We start from the raw sequence: 18,792 nt of genomic DNA, 5'->3' as shown, positions 1-18,792 counted from the left end.
AGTTATTCAGCCTCATAAAATTTTGCTGCAAATAATGCCTGAATTTCCGATAAAGCTTTTTCTTCATCCGGACCGTCAATCACAATTCGCAAAGTAGTACCCTTACCTGCACCAAGCATGAGTAAGGACATAATATTTTTTGCATCAATCAGTTTATCATTTTTACCGATCTGAATTGAAGAACGAAACTTGGTCGTAACCTCAATCAACTTACCTGATGCACGCGCATGTAAACCTAGTTTGTTAATTACGTCAACTGTTGTATCAATCATGACCAGTGCTTCATTTCTCTATGTAAGACCTGAATAGACCATTGTGCCTCAAGCGATTTTTTTAGTCTATCCACGATATAAACTGAACGATGTTGCCCACCCGTACATCCGATTGATACTGTCATATAATGACGATGGCCTTTGGCGAAGGCCGGGAGCCACTTGTTGAGAAAGTGGTAAATATCCAAGAACATCTCATTGGGTTGATCACTTGATTCAAGGAATTTTCTTACCGGCTCATCCAGTCCCGAATACTTGCGTAATTCCAGGTCCCAATGCGGGTTGGGCAAATGCCTTACATCAAATACATAATCTGCGTCTAATGGAATACCATGCTTATAACCGAATGACTGTAAAATCAGGATTAAACGGTTAGCTTGCCCCAATTTTGAAAGCAAGGTGTGTTTCAGGTCATGTACACTTTTATCAGTCGTATCAATATGTACAGTGGCACGAAACTGAATAGGCATGAGCAGCTGTTTCTCTTCCTGAATACATTCATTCAGGCTCTTAAACCGGCTCGCCAAAGGATGCGGACGTCGTGAAGCACTAAATCGCGCAATCAGTTCCTGATCCTGTGTAGTCAGATAAATGACATCAACTGACCCATGCTGTTGTAACTGCTCAAAAACCTGATCAAATTCTTGTAAATCGGCCCGGGTACTACGTACATCTACACCAAGTGCCAGCTGCTCAAGATTATTTTCACGATCTAATTTTAAAACAATTTCTGTCAGCAATGCCAATGGCAGGTTGTCGATACAGTAATAACCCAAATCTTCAAGAACCTGCAATGCAGATGATTTTCCTGAACCGGATTGTCCTGTCACGATCAAAATACGCTTCATGGCAATAACTGTCCTTATTATATCTTTATGCTTCAGTGAGAATAATTGACCTGCAAGTTGTCAATCAGACGTGTATTTCCAAGCTTGGCTGCTACAAACAATACAAGACTCTGATTAAACTCATGTACAGCCTGGAGCTCAGGCGTGCGCGCCTCTACATACTCCACAACCAGACCCGCCTGTGTCAATTGACTTTTCACATGATCTAACACTTGTGACAAAGCTTGGCCCTGCTGTAACTCGAGTTCAGCATTTTTTAAACTTTGATAAATTGACGGAGCAAGCTGACGTTCTTCAGTACTCAGATAACCATTACGTGAACTCAAAGCCAGTCCATCTGCAGCTCGGGTAATTGGCACTCCAATGACCTCGAGAGGCAAATTCAAATCACGTACCAGCTGGCGAATGACTGCCAATTGCTGATAATCTTTCTGGCCAAAAAATGCATAATTCGGCTGTACTATATTAAACAGCTTGGTTACGACTACAGCTACACCATCGAAGTGACCCGGACGTGATTTCCCACACAGATCATCCGTAATTTTACCCACGCTAATATTGGTCAGACGAGGTTGTGAACCATACATTTGCTCTACACTTGGTGCAAAAATTATATCGCAGCCAGCATCTGCCAGCAGGTGACTATCCTGCTCCAGGGTACGCGGATAATTTTCGAAATCTTCATTCGGTCCAAACTGGATTGGATTTACGAAAATACTGACGACAACAACATCACATAATTTACGTGCCTCACGCACTAAATTCAGATGACCTTCGTGTAAATTTCCCATAGTCGGTACAAAACCGATAATTTTACGCGCTGTACGAGCAGGATTTAGAGAGGCACTTAATCCTTGAATGGTCACTTCAGTTTTCATAAATTACAACTCAACCTGGAAAGTATGTTCTCTAGCTGGAAAAGACTGATTCTGTACTGCCTGATGGTAGGCCTTGAAAGCATCCAGAATTGCAGTTTCACCACTTTGCTCTTTCATAAAATTACGCACAAAGCGTGCTACACGCCCAAAAGACAGTCCCAACATATCCTGTACGACCAATACCTGGCCATCCGTCTCTGCACCAGCACCAATACCGATCACTGGAGTATGCGGAAACAGTTCAGTAATTTCTTTACCCAGCTGGGCAGGCACACATTCAAGTAATAATACCGCTGCCCCTGCTTCAACTACTGCTCTACAGTCAGCAATTAGCTGATCAGCGGCTTCACGACTTTTTGCCTGTAACTTGTAGCCACCTAGAACATGAACAGACTGCGGCGTTAGACCAAGATGTACACAAACTGGAATACCATTACGGGTCAGATTCTGTACCGTTTCAGATAACCATGCCCCACCTTCAATTTTGACCATCTGAGCACCGGCCTGCATTACGATGCGAGCATTTTTGAGCGCATCTTCCAGAGTGGCGTAACTCATAAAAGGAAGATCAGTCATAATCATGGCATGCTGATTACCACGACGCACTGCGGCAGTATGATAAGCCATATCTTCAACCAGTACCGGTAATGTTGAGTCATGACCCTGAACTGTCATTCCCAGTGAATCACCAATCAGAATAGAATCAATTTCAGCAAGCTCCATGGCTTTTGCCATACTGGAATCATAGCAAGTCAGGCAAGAAAATTTACGCCCCTGAGCTTTGAACTGTCTTAAATCACTCAGACTAATCATGAAGATATCCTCTTGCACAGTATCTTAAATATATAGATTAAATGCTGGCCCATTGTTCATCGGCCAAAACAGTAAGTTCTGATTGCTGGACCAAATCCAGTTGTTGAAGTAGCTGTCCATTTACGCTGAGACTCACATCCAGATCAAGCAGTGGAATAACAACAAAATCCCGCTCCAGCAGTCCAATATGTGGCACATTCAGCCGTTCATGTTGTATAGACTGCTGACCATAAAGCAAAAGATCCAAATCTAGTGTCCGCTCGCCCCACCGGCGTAGACGCACCCGCCCGGCTTCCTGCTCAAAAGCTTGCAACTGATCTAATAGAGGCAAAGGCTCAAGCACAGTTTCAAGCTGTGCTACGGCATTATAATAATGCGGCTGGTCTTGAGGCCCCATAGGCGGACTCTGATATAACCTGGAAACTTTTACCGGCCCCAAGGTACTAAGTCTTGATACAGCTTGAGTTAAAATCTGGCGTGAGTCACCGAGATTGCTGCCTAGGCCAATATAAGCAATGGTACTCATTGTGTTGGTCCAAATACCACTTGACTGAGGTCACGCTTTACCCGTTTGCGCTTCATAATCGGATGATCACTATTGAAGTCTCCCACAGATTCTGCTGCTTTAACCGCTTCATGATCAACCTCCGGCTTACGTGCTTTTCTAGCACGTCGGCTACGCGGTTCGGGGATATCGACTAAGGGTTCAATTTCCAGGTGCTTTACTTCATCCAGTACATCTTCGTTCTGTTTACGGCGATTCTTGGCACGCTGCCGGTTATACTGACTAATAGTTTTTTCTTTTTCATCAGCTCCCATATTCTGGTAAGCATCCCACCATTGCCCCATTCCCTGAGTCGTTGGGTCCCCTGCCTTCTCACGCAATAATAAAAAGTCAAAGCCGGCACGGAAACGCGCATGGCTGGCCAAGGCTTCAATTTGCTGAGGTTTCGGATTTAGCAACCGGCTCTGCATTTCCCAGACTTCACGAATAAAGGTTTCTGCAAAACGTGGAATAACAGTACGTGTGGCTTGACGCTTAAGTACATCCAGCCCAGCCTGAGCACGCGCCTCAGCAGCGACAATACCCTTACCGCTATAAAACTCATAGCGCTCCAGGAAGGGCTCCCAAAGTAGTACAGCATAGAAGAATGCTGGATTAATAGTTTTACCGATCTGAATACGATGATCAGTATTTTTCGCAGCCAACTCTATAAAGGCAGTAATATTCGGGCGGATATCTGCAAATAACTGCTTCCAGATATCAAAATCAATAAGCATCGGTAGCACACGTGCCAGATGCCCCATAGTAAACAGCTTTTGTGATTCGTCATACAAACGGTGCGGAGACACATCACGGAGCAGTTGTGCCAGCTCGGCTGTAAAAATTTTCAGAATAGCTGGATCAATTTTGAAATTCAGTTTAGCTGCAAAACGCAAAGTGCGTAGCATCCGTACTGGATCTTCTTCAAAACGCTGTACCGGATCACCAAGCAAACGCAAGGTTTTATTTTTGATATCCTGAACCGCATCACAAAAATCAAGCACAATACCTTTATGCGGCTGATAATACAGGGCGTTAATAGAAAAATCACGGCGGGAAAAGTCTTGTTCGATACTGCCCCAGTTATTATCACGCAGGATCATGCCTGAGGCACTGGTCACAGCTTTTTTAGGAGGAGCACGAAAAGTTGCCACTTCAATCAGTTCACGGCCAGAATACACATGAGCCAATTCAAAACGGCGGCCAATAATACGGCAGCGACGCCCAAATACATCCTTGATCTGTGAAGGAGTTGCATTGGTTACAGCATCGAAATCTTTAGGGTTTAACCCCAGCATCAGGTCTCTTACACCGCCACCAACGATATAAGCTTCATAACCGGCCTTGGTTAAACTTTCGATAACATCTAAAATAGAAGAAGGTAATTGAGTGGTTGATAAACCACATTTTGACGCGTGCAAAGTTTGCAAAAGACGCTGTCTCCTACGTCAGGACGTAAATTTGCTAAGATGCTGTAATCATAGCTCCAACATGATTAAAGGGCAATTTGAATCTCAATATTGCCCTATTGTTTGTTGAGTTCTTATATCAACTAGCGTAACAACTTACAATGTCAGACGCGATTTATTTTTTTCAAATAGCTTGGGCCCAATGCCTTTGACCTTCTGCAAATCTTCGATGCTATTGAATTTTCCATTTTTGTTACGATATTCCACAATTGCCTGAGCTTTCTTTTCGCCCACGCCACTCAGTACCTGCTGTAACTGATCAGCACTGCCACGGTTCAGGCTCACTTTTTCTGTACTGATCTGGGCTGCTGGTCCCGATGACATCGTCATTGAACCAGTTTGCTGCAATAGGCGGCGGTCGTGATCCAATTGCTGGTTTTTCCATTTCAAATAAGAATCATCAAACTGTTGTGCCTGTACCTGACCGGCACTTGCTAGCCAGAGACATGCCAGCAAACCCAACATTAAAGATAATATTTCTTTTAACCGGAAAAATTTATTGCTGTTTTTCATCACGATATAGAGCTCTTCATTTTAATTGTTGTTTAGCTTGCTCCCAGAGTTGATCCATTTCTTCCAGACTCAGCTGTTCTAAAGTTCGCTGTTGCTGTATGGCCTGATCCTCGATAAAAGCAAAACGGGTTCTAAATTTATGGATAGTTGAAAGTAAAGCCATCTCACTGGAAACATGAAGTTTACGGCCTACATTGATCAGTGAAAATAGACAATCGCCAAACTCATCCATAATTTCATCGGAATTTTGATGATATATCGCCTCTTTCAGTTCGAGCAACTCCTCTTCAAGCTTCCTATAAGCACTATTTACATCCGGAAAATCAAAACCGATTTTTGCCACATTCTTCTGTATTTGTTCGGCCTGAACTAATGCTGGGCCATGCTTGATCTCATTTAGCTGGGCAGCAGGCTTACCTTGTTTTTCCTGCTGCTTAATCTGTTGCCAGAGCTGGCTGACATCTTCTTGAGTTAGACGATCAGATTGTTCAGCCTTAAACACATGGGGATGACGACGCACAAGTTTCTGAGAAATCGCCTGGACCACATCCTGAAAATCAAATGCACCTTGTTCACTGTACATCTGCGCCTGGAATACTACCTGTAGCAGCAGATCTCCTAGTTCATCACGGATTTCGCTTATATCGCCTTCACGTACTGCGGCTTCGACTTCATAAGCTTCTTCAATTGCATAGCGTGTCAGGCTTAAAGGTGTTTGTTCGCGATCCCATGGGCATTTTTGCCGGAGTTCCTGCATAATCGCCAATAGCTCTTTAATTGACTGCTCTGAATTTTTCATCTTTTGTCCTGCTTTACATTCACCTGTGCCAAATCATGTGGCTTTTGTTAAGATAGGCCTGCAATAACAGTCAGGCTGATTGTTAATAATTAAAATATCAATAAAGAGAATAAGTATGACACACAGTATATTGATCAGTGGTGCAGCTCAAGGAATTGGCGCCGCAATTGCACGGCTCTTCTACCAGAAGGGTTACAAAGTTGGTCTGTATGATATTAACTACGCACAAGCACAGCAATTGGCACAAGCCCTTGGACCCAATGCAATGGCAGGGCAACTGGATGTTTCTGACTATCATCAATGGAACATGGCATTAGACGACTTTGTTAGCTGGGCTGGAGAGCTCAATATTCTGGTTAATAATGCAGGAGTTTTATACTCTGGTGCTTTTGAAAATACACCAATTTCTGCCCATCACCGTACAGTTGACATTAATATTAAGGGTGTAATAAATGGTTGCCATGCAGCGTTACCTCACTTAAAAACAACCTCTTTTGCCCGCGTGATCAACCTCTCTTCTGCCTCAGCTATTTATGGACAGGCTGACCTGGTTTCCTATTCAGCCAGCAAGTTTGCAGTACGCGGTATTACCGAAGGGCTTGATGTAGAGTGGCAAAAATTTGGAATTCGTGTTTTAGATGTTATGCCGTTATTTGTACAGACTGCTATGGTAAAAGATATGGATGCCGGCACCATCCAGAATATGGGTATTTCGTTGACATCAGAAGATGTTGCTCAAAAAATTTATCAGCTTGCCAATATGAAAACTAATTTTTTGACTCCTACACATCAGCCAGTTGGCCTAAAAACCAAATTTCTTTTTCAGCTTTCACAAATCAGCCCGCAATTTATAAACCGCCTGACCAATTTAGCTTTAAGCCGGAAAAAATAGATTAAAAAATTTCTACTTCTACCGATTAAAATAAAAATATGCTTCTCACTGGAAGCATATTTTTTCAGAAATTTTAGATCTAATTACCCTGAACCAGACGGCGTGCGCTGATAATTCCTGGTTGCTGCTCCAAACGGGCAAGCAAACGTGATAATTGTGCCAGCCCTTTAACCTCAATTAACAACTTCATATTGGCAATACCATCAGCTTCAGAGATAGTATTGACCTGCCGGATATTGATCTGGTCTGCAAAGATGACCTGAGTCAGATCTTTAAGCAGACCACGACGGTCATAGGCTTCTACCACAATCTGCACACTCTGACCACGAGTAGGCTGCATTTCCCAGTCTGCTTCAACTGCACGCTCAGGCTCTTGACTGATCATACGCATATAATCCGGGCATCCCACCTTATGAATGCTGACTCCTCGGTTTAAGGTAATATAGCCCGCAATACTTTCACCATGTACTGGCTGACAGCATTGGGCAATATGCAACTCGACATTGTCCAGCCCGTCGATCAGGATACCATGCGCCGATAAAGTATGACTGGCACGTGGATTCAGTGTCGGTTTGAGTACCAGCTCAGGCTCGTCCTGATCGAGATGCATGTGGCGGTTCACCTGATTAATCAGGGCATGCAGGCTCAGGTCTCCATTCACCAGCCCAATCAGAATATCATCACCACTTTTAACGTTAAAATGATTGCAATAATCACTTAAATCAATGCTCTTTGGATGAATTGCCAGACGCGATAACTCTTTATTCAGCAGATCACGCCCCACTTCAAGATTTTTGCTCCGGTCCTGCTGTCTGAACCAGTGACGCAACTTATCGCGTGCTCGCGCGGTGCGAATATAACCTAGCGAATTCACCAGCCAGTCCCGGTTCGGTTCCCGGTCTTTTTTGGTAAGAATTTCTACCTGCTCACCTGTTTTCAGGCTATAGGTTAAAGGGACATAACGCTGGTTGACCCGTGCGGCATAGCATTTGTTCCCGACTTCAGTATGTACATGATAGGCAAAATCAAGTACGGTCGAACCCCGTGGTAATTCTTTAATGTCACCATCACGGCTAAAGACATAGATTTTCTCAAAATCCTCAAATTCTTGAATATGCTCAAAATTTTCGGTTTCATCACTCTGCTGATAACCACTACTTTCATTACGTTCCTGATAATGCTCAAGAACCGCCCGTAAAGAATGCAAGCGATGATTAAAGGAATGGTCAGTGGTTTTAGAACCTTCCTTATAGTTAAAGTGTGAACATACACCAAGCTCAGCTTCTTCATGCATGTCATAAGTCCGGATTTGAACCTCTAGAGACTTATTTTCTGCAATTACTGCGGTATGCAAGGAGCGGTAACCATTGCCTTTAGGGTTGGTAATATAGTCATCGAACTGATGCGGTATATGTCGCCAGATTTGATGCACAATCCCGAGAGCGTGATAACACTCTGGTACGCTGTGCACGAGTACCCGCAAAGCACGAATATCATAGAGCTGATCAAAACTTAAGCTCTTGCTTTTCATTTTACGGTAAATTGAATAAATATGTTTGGCACGGCCGGTAATCTCTGCCTCGATCCCGTAATCAGCCAGTTCATTTTTCAGTTTATCGATGACAAATTGAATATAATGTTCACGTTCCAGACGTTTTTCATTGAGTAAAGATGCAATTTCTTTATAACGCTCAGGAGCCAAGTAGCGAAATGCCAGATCCTCAAGCTCCCACTTAAGCTGTGCAATGCCCAAACGGTGCGCCAGTGGCGAGTAAATCGTCAGAATTTCCCGTGCTACCCGCTCCTGACGCTCTTTAGAAGACTTAGCCAGTTCACGCAAGGCATACGTACGTTCAGCCAGCTTGATCAACACCACACGCACATCTTCAGTGACTGAAATCAGCATTTTATAAATGCCGGTCAAATGCTCGCGCTGATTATTATTAAAATGATCTTCGAGACGTTTATTCTTTTCAATCAGTTCAGAGAGTTTACCCATGGCCAAGGTGCCCTTGACCAGGTTATAGACATTCTCACCAAATCGTTCCTGCACCAGTTCAAGACTGGTAATCCCTTCACGTACACTGCGGTACAGCATAGCCGCTGAGAGCGTATCTTCATCTACATGCAGATGCGCCAGAATATCTGCCATTTCCACACCGGTATAAAAGGTGTTGGATCGGTGATTGACGTTGGTTTCCAGCTCTTTTTCTAATGTTAGCTGAGCGACTTCTTCTAGCTGCTTCAGCTCTGCCCCACCTAGAATATCACGCACGCGGTCTAGCCATGAGACTAAATCCAGCTGTGCTTCTTCGGCATGCTCGACAGTCGCTTCATCAGACAACTCGGTTAGTCGTCCAGGAAGCTGCTCACGTACTGTGACCATACCCTTCTCCTATACACATGTAACTCATGTTTTTTAATCGTTTATCTTGTTAATTTTTTCAAATAACACAATTGATTCTACGTGCCCGGTATGAGTAAACATATCCATCACACCAGCTTTTTTTAACCGATACCCATGCTCTACCAAAATACCTGCATCTCTTGCCAGAGTTGCTGGATTACATGAAACATAAACGATTCTTTTCGCATTAAAATTAGGAAGATAATGCATTACTTCTTCTGCTCCTGCCCGCGGAGGATCAATTAATAATGCATCAAAACCCTGCTTTGCCCAAGAATGAGAAGAAAAATCTTTTGTTAAATCTTGTGAATAGAAACGCACGTTCAATAATTTATTGCTACGGGCATTTTCAGTACCGCGTTTAACCATGTCTTCACTTCCCTCTACAGCAATTACTTGACCGGTCTCACCTACACAGCGAGCCAGAGGTAAAGAAAAGTTTCCTAATCCACAAAACAGGTCAAGTACACGCTCACCTGGCTGTAGATTTAGCAAATTACATGCCAGACTGACCATTTGCGAGTTCACTGTAGAGTTAACCTGAGTAAAATCTAGTGGAGAAAAAGCAAAATCGATATCGAACTCTTCCAGACGATAATGCAAATACTTTGATGCATCCGGCTGATCTACCCGATACAAACTCTCTGGTCCAGCAGGCTGCAAATACAGTTGCCACTGCCTGCTTAACGCATATTGTGTTAATTGGTTGACATCGACTTGAGGTAATTTCTCTATATTACGAATGACCAAAGCAATATCGTGATCACCCATGGCCAATTCTATATGCCCAATGGCTGCTTTGGCTGTTAGACTTTCGAGTAACAATTGTAGCTCATTTAAGTGGCCAGCCATAGCTCGGTCCAGTACCTTGCAAGTCTGAATAGAGACCAGATGATTAGTTTGACGCTCACGAAAACCAAATTTCAGCTTTTGCTCTTTAGCTAAAAATCGCACCCCTATACGGGCTTTACGACGGTAGTCTTCTCGAGTCGAACGTAAAGCGGGTAGCCACTCTTCAGGTTCAATGGCAGCAAAATGCTTAAGATGTGAAGCCAGGACGTCTTGCTTGAAACGGATCTGTTCATCTGGGTGCATATGTTGAAGACTGCATCCTCCACATAGACCAAAATGCGGACAGACGGGTTCAATACGATATGAGGATGGCTCACTCAGTAATTGAACACTGTCTGCTTCTTCCAATCTTTTGGTGTGATGAGTGATTCGGGCCTGAACAGTTTCTCCTGGCAAGGCACCGGTAATAAAAACCTTTTTACCCTGCTTTTCTACCGGATGTCCCGGCTCATTTCCATAGTGAGCAATACCCCGTCCTTCATGGGAAAACACCTCAACCTTAAATACATAATGCGCAGGTTGAGCCGAACGCGGTTTAGCTTTGTGTCTCAAGGAAATAACCTAATCTCTAACTGTAGGAAAAATATAATGTGAAGTAAATTCGGTATGCTGCGAACTGTCTTGCCACAGGCGAACAAAATCCGCTTGTTGTGGCTGCTGGCTTAAATACGCAATTGTGGATTGAATCCAGAAACGATGATCTTCTGCAAGCAATTGACCTTTCAACAGTAGCCAACGCAGATAGATCAGCCAAGTATTTAGCACATCTCCTTCACAGTGTTGGCTTAGCTCTAGCCATTCACCATGCTGTACCTGCTCAGGCACTCGGTAACCTTCTGCACGCTTGCCCGGATAACCCAGCAATTGTGCAGCGTCATCAAGTTTCTGAAAATTGCGGCCATTAAACATGGCCATCACGTCCATTAGGTCGACATGACGGTGATGATAACGGTTCTGGTAATTATTATAGCGCTTCTGAATATCAATTTCGCCCTGATCAAACAGGCTCGGAGCAGAAAGACCATGATACATGGTGCGAAATAAAATAACGGGTAAGTCAAACTGTGACCCGTTCCAGCTCACCAGAGTGGGATGGCGCTTTTCAAAAATGGAAAGAAACTTTCTGAGAATTTCTGCCTCAGCATACTGCTCCTGACTAAAAGAAAATAGCCGCATGCCATGTTCATCAACCCAGAGGCCTGAAATACAGACAATCTCGTGTAAAGGCAGGCGCTGAAAATCAGTCCCTGCTTCTTGACGACGCAGCTTAATCAAAGCCTGTTCAAGCTCATCATCCGGTAAATCCAGATTGTACAGGTGCGCACCTGCCTTCAAGTCGGTCAGTGTTTCGATATCAAAAATCAGGACAGGTAAGCGCATGTAATTCTCTTGAATAATTATTTATCTTCAGCTGAAAACAAACCGGTAGACAGATAACGGTCACCACGATCACAAATTATACAGACGATGACGGCATCCGGATTTTCTTCTGCAAGCTGTAAAGAAGCCCAGACCGCTCCACCTGATGAAGTACCGGCACTGATTCCCTCTTCCCGAGCCAATCTGCGCATAGTGCGTTCAGCCTCAATCTGTGGAATGTCGATCGTGCGGTCAATACGGCTACGGTCAAAAATTGTAGGAAGATATTGTTCGGGCCAACGGCGAATACCTGCAATACTTGAACCCTCAGATGGCTGCAAGCCCACAATCTGGATATCCGGGTTCTGCTCTTTAAGATATTTTGATACCCCCATAATGGTACCGGTCGTACCCATAGAGCTAACAAAATGGGTGATTTTACCCCCCGTCTGTTTCCAGATTTCTGGTCCTGTGGTGAGATAATGGGCCTCTACATTGTCCGGATTTCCAAACTGGTTAAGCACCAAACCTTTACCGTCCTGCTCCATTTGCAGCGCGAGGTCACGGGCACCTTCCATTCCCTGCTGTGGTGTCACCTCAATCAGCTCAGCACCATAAGCCAGCATGGCATCTTTACGTTCCTGACTCATATTGCTCGGCATGATCAGCTTCATTTTATAACCACGCATAGCCGCTACCATTGCTAGCGCTATACCGGTATTTCCACTTGTGGCTTCAATGAGCGTATCACCCGGTTTGATCTGTCCACGCCTTTCAGCCTGCATAATCATATTATAAGCAGGGCGGTCTTTTACCGAGCCAGCTGGATTATTTCCTTCAAGCTTGGCCAGTACAGTCGCTCGAGTGTGGCTAGCCAAGCGCTGTAAACGTACCAGTGGAGTTTTTCCAACATAATAGTCCAGCAGAAATTCATCCGCGGTAAAGTCAGGGGTCATCGTTGTCATTGTATGCACCTATATCGAGGTGATCAGTATTGTATGAAAAAATGCTTGCGCCTGCACTCATTTAACGTGGTTTTCTTAAAACCGCTTAATGCACGGCCAGTTTTATATAAAGCATGCTAATATGCCTGCATGGGGAATGAACAGCTCAAGCCATGTCGAATCTGAATAAGAAACTATCCAAGCGCCTACATTTAAATCATGCCTATGGGCAGCTTATTGCCTTGATTTTTGTCCCCATTATGGTTCTTGCATGTGTTGGCGCGGCACTGGTTTTAACTGAAACTTCGAATGCGGCTAAGGCCCAGCAGCGCCATACAGCCACTGCAATTCTGACTCGCTATGAGCATGTAGCCCAGCAGTTGTTTTATTTGCTTAGTCAAAACCCCGACCGTTACACTCAAGCACGTAACATTCTACAGTACATGTTTATTGAGCAGCACCTGCAAGGTGCCATGATTATTGATAAAAATGGTAAAAGCTATTTAGATATAGGCTTCCAAAGCGAGCCATCCCAAATAAAGCCTCCACAAAACTCTATCTTTTTTGGACCTGTTTCCTATCATCACAATCATCTTTATGGCTTGCAGATATCCTCTGATCCAGCCAATAAAGCCTGGCTGGTTATTGAAATGGACAACCAGCCATTGGAAATTGCGCGTTACCGGGTCATGATAGTGTTGATCGCTACCGGGCTTTTAACCTTATTATTGCTGTTACTGTGCCTGAATTTTTATTCACGGCGCTGGATTGCGCCGATGTATGAGATCCGCATGCAGCTACAGCGGTTAAATGTCGATACTTTAGACCAGCACATTATTATTAATAGTACTGGCGAGCTGAGACTCTTACAGCGCGATATTGCCAATGTAGTGAAACGCCTACATTTTAGCTTTCTGGAGCTAAAAGAACATACCGAACAGACTGAAGATGACCTGCGCCGGACATTGGACACCTTAGAGGTTCAGAATATTACTTATCGCCAGGCACGCGATCAGGCAATTTCTGCAAATCAGGCCAAGTCAGTATTTCTAGCCAATATCTCGCATGAATTACGTACCCCGCTAAACAGTATTGACGGTTTTATTCACTTGATGCTAAGGCAGGATAATCTTAGCAATGAGCAGAACCTGTATTTGCAGACTATCCGTAAATCTTCTGCTCACCTGCTGGCCCTGATTAACGATGTACTGGATTTTTCTAAAATTGATGCCGGTAAGCTTGAGCTTGAAACTGCACCATTTGATCTTGAGGAAGCTATTTTTGATGTAATGGATATGCTGTCACCCCTTGCCGCACAAAAACAGATCGATATGGCATTTTATTATGGTGATGATGTTCCGCAATATATTGTAGGTGATGTACTGCGCTTCAAGCAGATTCTGACCAATTTGATTTCCAATGCAATCAAATTCACCCCAGATGGTGAGATTATTGTCCGGGCGCGGATGGAACAAGATGGTATGGAACAATGTCTCTTACATTTCAGTGTGCAGGATAGCGGCATTGGTCTGAGCGGTACTGATCGCAAAAAACTGTTTGAGTCTTTCTCACAGGGTGATACTTCGGTAACACGCCAGTTTGGAGGAACAGGTCTAGGGCTTGCAATCTCTAAACAGTTAGTACACCTGATGCAGGGACAAATCGGATTTGAAGATAATCAGGAGCGTGCACCTACAGAAAAGGGCTCAACATTCTGGTTTACCGCCATGTTTGGCGTAGAAGATGAGCATGAACAGCAACATCCGAATTTCGAACATATTCATGTTTTATCCTTCTTGGCCCATCCAGCTACTGCTAACGTATTGCGTCATTATCTGGAAAATTATCAGGTTAAACATACTGAGACACAGTCAATTCTGGATCTGTTCAGCCGCCTGAACCAGCTAAAAGACCAGAGTGAGAATACCTGGCTCATTGTAGACCATAGTGGTGACAGTGAAGCATTACTAAAAGAAATTCGTAGCCGCTATTCGGGACATCTTGCTGTTTATGGATACCAGATGGTGCTTGAGCCGAATATTCTTACTGAATATCGTGCACGTCCTCTGTATCAGCCTCTTAGCCGTACCGCATTAATTCAGCTACTCAGCAACCAGCCAGTATTTGAACAGGATAGCCTTGAAAGTTTTAATGGCCGTGGCTTGCATATATTGGCTGTCGATGATCACTTACCAAATTTGATTGTACTTGAGGCATTACTAGGCGAGCTTAACGTTACAACCACCAAAGCGCTCAGTGGGCAGGAAGCACTAGATATCCTGCATCATCAGATTGAGCGCAAAGAAAAACTATTTGACCTGATCTTTATGGATATCCAGATGCCGGTAATGTCGGGAATTGACACCACCCGGGCTATCCGCTCACTGGAGTCAACGCTAGAGGGAGAAGTCCATCTACCGATTATCGCCCTGACTGCTCATGCTTTAGCCGATGAAAAAAATAAACTGCTGAAAGTAGGGATGGATGACTATGTCACCAAACCCATTCAGATTGATCAGCTGATTCATATCCTGACGCAGTGGACCAATAATCAGTTTAATCAGCCTCCCGCAATTGAAAGCGGTATTTTACTTGATGCTCTAGACCCTGAAGTTCTGGACTGGCAACAGAGCCTGCAGCTGGCAGCGAACAAGGAAGACCTGGCCCATGATCTGCTTAAGATGCTGGTGGACAGTTTTCCGGCTGAACTGGCTGAAATGCAGCAACTGATTGAGCTGGAAGATTTCCCCCAACTTGAACATGTACTGCACCGTCTATATGGCGCCACCCGTTATGTAGGTACGCCCAAGTTACAGGAGACCAGCGGAAGTTTTGAACAGTTTGTCTCCACCTTGCGCAAAGAATGCCGTAAGGCAGATGAAGCTTTTATTCAGGAAACCTTAAACCGTTTTGATGAACTAACAGCAATCATTCATGAAGTTGAGACTGCTGCCCGGCACATTCTGGATGCTTCTTAAAGTAAATAAATTGACTTAAATGAAAGACACCGCTCATTTACGTGACTCGGCTGTCATGCATCTGAGGTCATGCGATGGTATGCTCAGCCTCAAGAGAGAAAATAAGAGTTAGAAAAATGGCACTACTGCATATAGAAAAAAATAATGGTATAGCGATAGTCTATCTGAACCGGCCAGAGAAACGTAATGCAATGAGTTTTGCTTTGTTACGTGAACTGGTCAGTACAGCCAAAACTATAGAAAAAGATCGTTCCATCCGCTGTGTTATTCTAACAGGTGAGGCCAATGTATTTAGCGCGGGTATTGATCTGGGTGACCTCAATAATCCTAAAAACCGGGCCTATGCTGTTTGGGAGCTGCTCAAACCCGGTCAAAGCCTTTTCCAGAAAGCCTTTCTGGTCTGGCAAAACCTGCCAGTTCCGGTAATTGCAGCCCTCGAAGGTTTCTGTTTTGGTGCTGGAATGCAGCTTGCACTGGCTGCCGATATTCGCATTGCCCACCCTGAAACAAAGATGTCGATCATGGAAAGTCGCTGGGGCCTAGTTCCTGATATGGGTCTGTCACGTTCTTTAAAAGGTCTGGTGGGTATAGATCTGGCTAAGGAATTAACACTGACCGCACGGATTTTCAAAGCTCAATATGCCAAAGAAATTGGTTTAGTAACTCATTTGGATGAACAGCCTCTAGTACGGGCTCAAGCTTTGGCACAAGAAATGCTGCAACGCTCACCTGATGCTTTACTGGCTGCAAAACGGGTTCTGGAAGCAATGCAACATCAGCCAAAACAGTCATTACGGCTAGAAAAAATCTGGCAATTCAAGTTATTACTAGCAAAAAACACACGTCTTGCCCGTCAAAAAGATAAACGTCCTGAAATTGAATATCTGCCGCGTCAATACAAATAATAGAGAGCGAGACTGATGAGTTTTAACCGTGACACTCCAATAGCATTTTTAGGCATGGGACTGATGGGAAGCCGCATGGCTGCACGCCTGATTCATGCCGGCTTTCAGGTCGCAGTCTGGAACCGGACAGCTTCTGCTTGCGCCCCCCTGCTTGACACAGGTGCAAAAGCATTAGATCTGGAGCAACTGGGACGTTATAAAATTATTCTGACTTGTCTGGCAGATGATCAGGCTGTCCAGCAAGTTTTCAACCAGATCCAGCCCTATTTAAAACCCGGCCAGACCATTGTAGATTTTTCCAGTCTATCAGTAGATAAAACCCTGGAACTGGCACAGGCAGCCCGACGGCAACATGTCAACTGGATTGACTCTCCCGTATCAGGGGGTACAGCAGGAGCCGAACAGGGAACACTAGTGATTTTCGTTGGTGGAAATGCTGAAAAAATTCAGGACCTCACCTTAGTCTACAATGTTTTGTCACAACGTGTGACTCGTATGGGAGAAACAGGCACAGGTCAGGCGACCAAAATCTGCAACCAGCTCATCGTTGCGGCCAACAGTATATTAATTGCCGAAGCAGTTGCGCTAGCAGAACAGGCTGGTGTTGATACCCGACTATTAGCTCCTGCACTTGCAGGTGGTTTTGCCGACTCAAAACCGTTTCAGATTCTTGCTCCGCGTATGGCTACTCATGTATTTGAACCGGTACAATGGAAAGTGCAGACTTTATCAAAAGATCTGGGCAATGCAGTTAAGCTGGCAGAACAGTTCAAACTTGATATACCTGTAGCAAAGCAGGCCTTAACACAGTTAACTTCACACCAGCAAAATGGTTTTGCGGAAAAAGACCTGGCTACCGTGATTCAGCAGGTCAAATCTTAATTGTTCAAGGAATGAAAACATGTGTAAGCTTGCAGTTAATCTGTCCATGATCTTTACTGAAGTGCCACTCATTGAGCGTTTTGCACTTGCTCATGCGCATGGCTTCCAGCATGTCGAAATCCAGTTTCCTTATGAGCTCGAAATAGAACAGATTACCAGACAGCTGCACAAATACAAATTGGGTCTATGTCTGATCAATGTACCGGCTGGCGACCTGATGCAAGGCGGTAATGGCCTAGCAGGAGTCCCGGGGCAGGAAATTGCCTTTCATCGTGCTCTTGAACAGGCCATTGATTATGCCATAGCACTTAAAGTACCTAGTATAAATATACTGGCCGGCAAACAGCCAGAAGATGCAGATTTACTGCCTTGTCTGAACACCTTGGCACACAACTTGAAACTGGCCTGTCACCTTGCGACAGAGCAGGGAATTCAGCCAGTTTTTGAGATGATCAATGGCACAGACATGCCACGCTTCCTGGTACAAAACATAGCACAGGCTCAGGAAATGCTTGAAGCAGTCAACCATCCAGCCTTAAAAATGCAATATGATTGCTACCATATGGCAATGATGGGTGAAGATGTGTTGGCATCCTTGCAAGAAAACATTGCTTCAATTGGACATATTCAGTTTGCTGACTGCCCGGGACGACATGAGCCTGATACGGCCCAGATTTCTTATTCAGAGATTTTCACTTGGTTAAAGCAAAGTAAATATTCAGGATTTATTGCCGCAGAATATAAACCAAGAGCTCACTCAAGCACTTCTTTTCACTGGAAAAATAAATATTTTCCTGATCAAATTTAATACATAAAATGTTACGCGCGATAATTTGAAATCTGTTCACAAAAGCGCTATATTAGATACTGAATAATAGTTTGGAAAATATGTTTTTTATGAATTTAGAACCATCGCCCAGCGTGTCTAATTCTTACGATCTCGCCATGAATTCTCAAAGCCAGAGTGTGCAGGAATGCTTAAAAGTTGTGCACAATGCTTTAACCGATGTAAAAGCTAAAGATATTATTGAACTTGATGTCAGTTCAATTAGTAATGTTGCTGATGCAATTGTAATCGCAAGTGGTACATCAACACGTCATGTAAAAGCTTTGGCTGATAATGTTGCTGATGAAGCACGTAAAGCCGGTTTCCGTCCTATAGGTATTGAAGGCGAACGTGATGCAGAATGGATCCTGATTGATTTAGGATATGTAGTGGTACATGTGATGCTGCCTACTGCACGTAAGTTCTACGATCTAGAAAGCTTATGGCGTAATGCACCTGAATCTGTAGCGTAAAACTCCCTGAAAAAGCGACCTCTTCGGTCGCTTTTTTACATTTAGGATCTTTTTAATAATTCATCATATAAAGCTCTTAAAAAACCGATATTCCACTTATTTTTTTCGGATATGATCTGTTTCTTTGATCAGTTTAAG

18 protein-coding genes are annotated in these 18,792 nt (G+C 44.0%); 6 read left to right on the top strand and 12 right to left on the bottom strand.

Features of this window, described 5'->3' with window-relative positions:
- Nucleotides 1–2 precede the first annotated feature (2 nt).
- The 8 genes from AC0VYT_RS02800 to mazG all read right to left on the bottom strand — a co-directional run bounded on the left by AC0VYT_RS02800 (nt 3) and on the right by mazG (nt 6,115).
- A complete protein-coding gene (locus AC0VYT_RS02800) occupies nt 3–272 on the bottom strand; it encodes an HPr family phosphocarrier protein (protein WP_005016209.1) in 270 nt (89 codons plus the stop codon).
- The gene (gene rapZ / locus AC0VYT_RS02795) at nt 269–1,120 is read right to left on the bottom strand and encodes an RNase adapter RapZ (RefSeq protein ID WP_005016211.1); all 852 of its coding nucleotides are present in this window, start codon (nt 1,118–1,120) and stop codon (nt 269–271) included. Before rapZ ends, AC0VYT_RS02800 begins: the two co-directional genes overlap by 4 nt.
- A gap of 32 nt (nt 1,121–1,152) precedes the next feature.
- Nucleotides 1,153–1,998 (bottom strand): pantoate--beta-alanine ligase, encoded by an 846-nt coding sequence (gene panC, locus AC0VYT_RS02790; protein WP_005016212.1) that lies wholly within the window; start codon nt 1,996–1,998, stop codon nt 1,153–1,155.
- A gap of 3 nt (nt 1,999–2,001) precedes the next feature.
- Entirely contained in the window at nt 2,002–2,811 is an 810-nt protein-coding gene (gene panB, locus AC0VYT_RS02785) for a 3-methyl-2-oxobutanoate hydroxymethyltransferase (protein WP_005016216.1), read from the bottom strand.
- 37 nt (nt 2,812–2,848) lie between these two features.
- Nucleotides 2,849–3,337 carry a 2-amino-4-hydroxy-6-hydroxymethyldihydropteridine diphosphokinase gene (gene folK / locus AC0VYT_RS02780; protein WP_005016218.1) on the bottom strand — a complete coding sequence of 163 codons (489 nt, stop codon included), beginning with the start codon at nt 3,335–3,337 and terminating at the stop codon, nt 2,849–2,851.
- Entirely contained in the window at nt 3,334–4,785 is a 1,452-nt protein-coding gene (gene pcnB, locus AC0VYT_RS02775) for a polynucleotide adenylyltransferase PcnB (RefSeq protein ID WP_005016220.1), read from the bottom strand. The genes folK and pcnB overlap by 4 nt, the downstream gene beginning before the upstream one ends.
- A gap of 135 nt (nt 4,786–4,920) precedes the next feature.
- Nucleotides 4,921–5,337: a ComEA family DNA-binding protein gene (locus AC0VYT_RS02770; RefSeq protein WP_005016221.1), complete on the bottom strand. Its 417-nt coding sequence runs from the start codon at nt 5,335–5,337 to the stop codon at nt 4,921–4,923.
- 16 nt (nt 5,338–5,353) lie between these two features.
- On the bottom strand, nt 5,354–6,115 hold the full coding sequence (mazG, locus tag AC0VYT_RS02765) for a nucleoside triphosphate pyrophosphohydrolase (protein WP_034430597.1): 762 nt from the start codon (nt 6,113–6,115) through the stop codon (nt 5,354–5,356).
- Between the two features lie 136 nt (nt 6,116–6,251).
- Here mazG and AC0VYT_RS02760 point away from each other — a divergent pair, with 136 nt between their 5' ends.
- Complete coding sequence (locus AC0VYT_RS02760; RefSeq protein ID WP_005016223.1) at nt 6,252–7,028, top strand: SDR family oxidoreductase; 777 nt, start codon at nt 6,252–6,254, stop codon at nt 7,026–7,028.
- A gap of 79 nt (nt 7,029–7,107) precedes the next feature.
- Here the strand turns inward: AC0VYT_RS02760 and AC0VYT_RS02755 are convergent, their stop codons facing one another.
- From AC0VYT_RS02755 to cysM, 4 genes are read right to left on the bottom strand one after another with little or no spacing between them, the layout of a single operon-like run.
- Nucleotides 7,108–9,414 carry a RelA/SpoT family protein gene (locus tag AC0VYT_RS02755; protein ID WP_005016224.1) on the bottom strand — a complete coding sequence of 769 codons (2,307 nt, stop codon included), beginning with the start codon at nt 9,412–9,414 and terminating at the stop codon, nt 7,108–7,110.
- A 33-nt stretch (nt 9,415–9,447) separates the two neighbouring features.
- A complete protein-coding gene (rlmD, locus tag AC0VYT_RS02750; RefSeq protein ID WP_005016225.1) occupies nt 9,448–10,839 on the bottom strand; it encodes a 23S rRNA (uracil(1939)-C(5))-methyltransferase RlmD in 1,392 nt (463 codons plus the stop codon).
- Nucleotides 10,840–10,848: 9 nt separating this feature from the next.
- A complete protein-coding gene (locus AC0VYT_RS02745; protein ID WP_005016226.1) occupies nt 10,849–11,667 on the bottom strand; it encodes a 3'-5' exonuclease in 819 nt (272 codons plus the stop codon).
- A 17-nt stretch (nt 11,668–11,684) separates the two neighbouring features.
- On the bottom strand, nt 11,685–12,611 hold the full coding sequence (gene cysM / locus AC0VYT_RS02740; RefSeq protein WP_005016228.1) for a cysteine synthase CysM: 927 nt from the start codon (nt 12,609–12,611) through the stop codon (nt 11,685–11,687).
- Nucleotides 12,612–12,763: 152 nt separating this feature from the next.
- On the opposite strand from cysM, the gene AC0VYT_RS02735 reads away from it, so the two are divergent.
- The 5 genes from AC0VYT_RS02735 to rsfS all read left to right on the top strand — a co-directional run bounded on the left by AC0VYT_RS02735 (nt 12,764) and on the right by rsfS (nt 18,654).
- Complete coding sequence (locus tag AC0VYT_RS02735) at nt 12,764–15,568, top strand: GacS-like sensor histidine kinase (RefSeq protein WP_005016230.1); 2,805 nt, start codon at nt 12,764–12,766, stop codon at nt 15,566–15,568.
- Nucleotides 15,569–15,684: 116 nt separating this feature from the next.
- Nucleotides 15,685–16,473 (top strand): crotonase/enoyl-CoA hydratase family protein, encoded by a 789-nt coding sequence (locus AC0VYT_RS02730; RefSeq protein WP_005016232.1) that lies wholly within the window; start codon nt 15,685–15,687, stop codon nt 16,471–16,473.
- Nucleotides 16,474–16,488: 15 nt separating this feature from the next.
- The gene (locus AC0VYT_RS02725; protein WP_005016234.1) at nt 16,489–17,355 is read left to right on the top strand and encodes an NAD(P)-dependent oxidoreductase; all 867 of its coding nucleotides are present in this window, start codon (nt 16,489–16,491) and stop codon (nt 17,353–17,355) included.
- A gap of 19 nt (nt 17,356–17,374) precedes the next feature.
- Nucleotides 17,375–18,163, top strand: a complete 789-nt coding sequence (locus tag AC0VYT_RS02720; RefSeq protein WP_005016237.1) for a hydroxypyruvate isomerase family protein — start codon at nt 17,375–17,377, stop codon at nt 18,161–18,163.
- An 89-nt stretch (nt 18,164–18,252) separates the two neighbouring features.
- Nucleotides 18,253–18,654 (top strand): ribosome silencing factor, encoded by a 402-nt coding sequence (gene rsfS / locus AC0VYT_RS02715; RefSeq protein ID WP_005016239.1) that lies wholly within the window; start codon nt 18,253–18,255, stop codon nt 18,652–18,654.
- Nucleotides 18,655–18,792: the final 138 nt, after the last annotated feature.

Source organism: Acinetobacter sp. QJM3NY_42 (assembly GCF_056173745.1).
The sequence above is the reverse complement of the archived record's forward strand: the minus strand, read 5'-3'. Positions and strand labels throughout refer to the sequence as shown.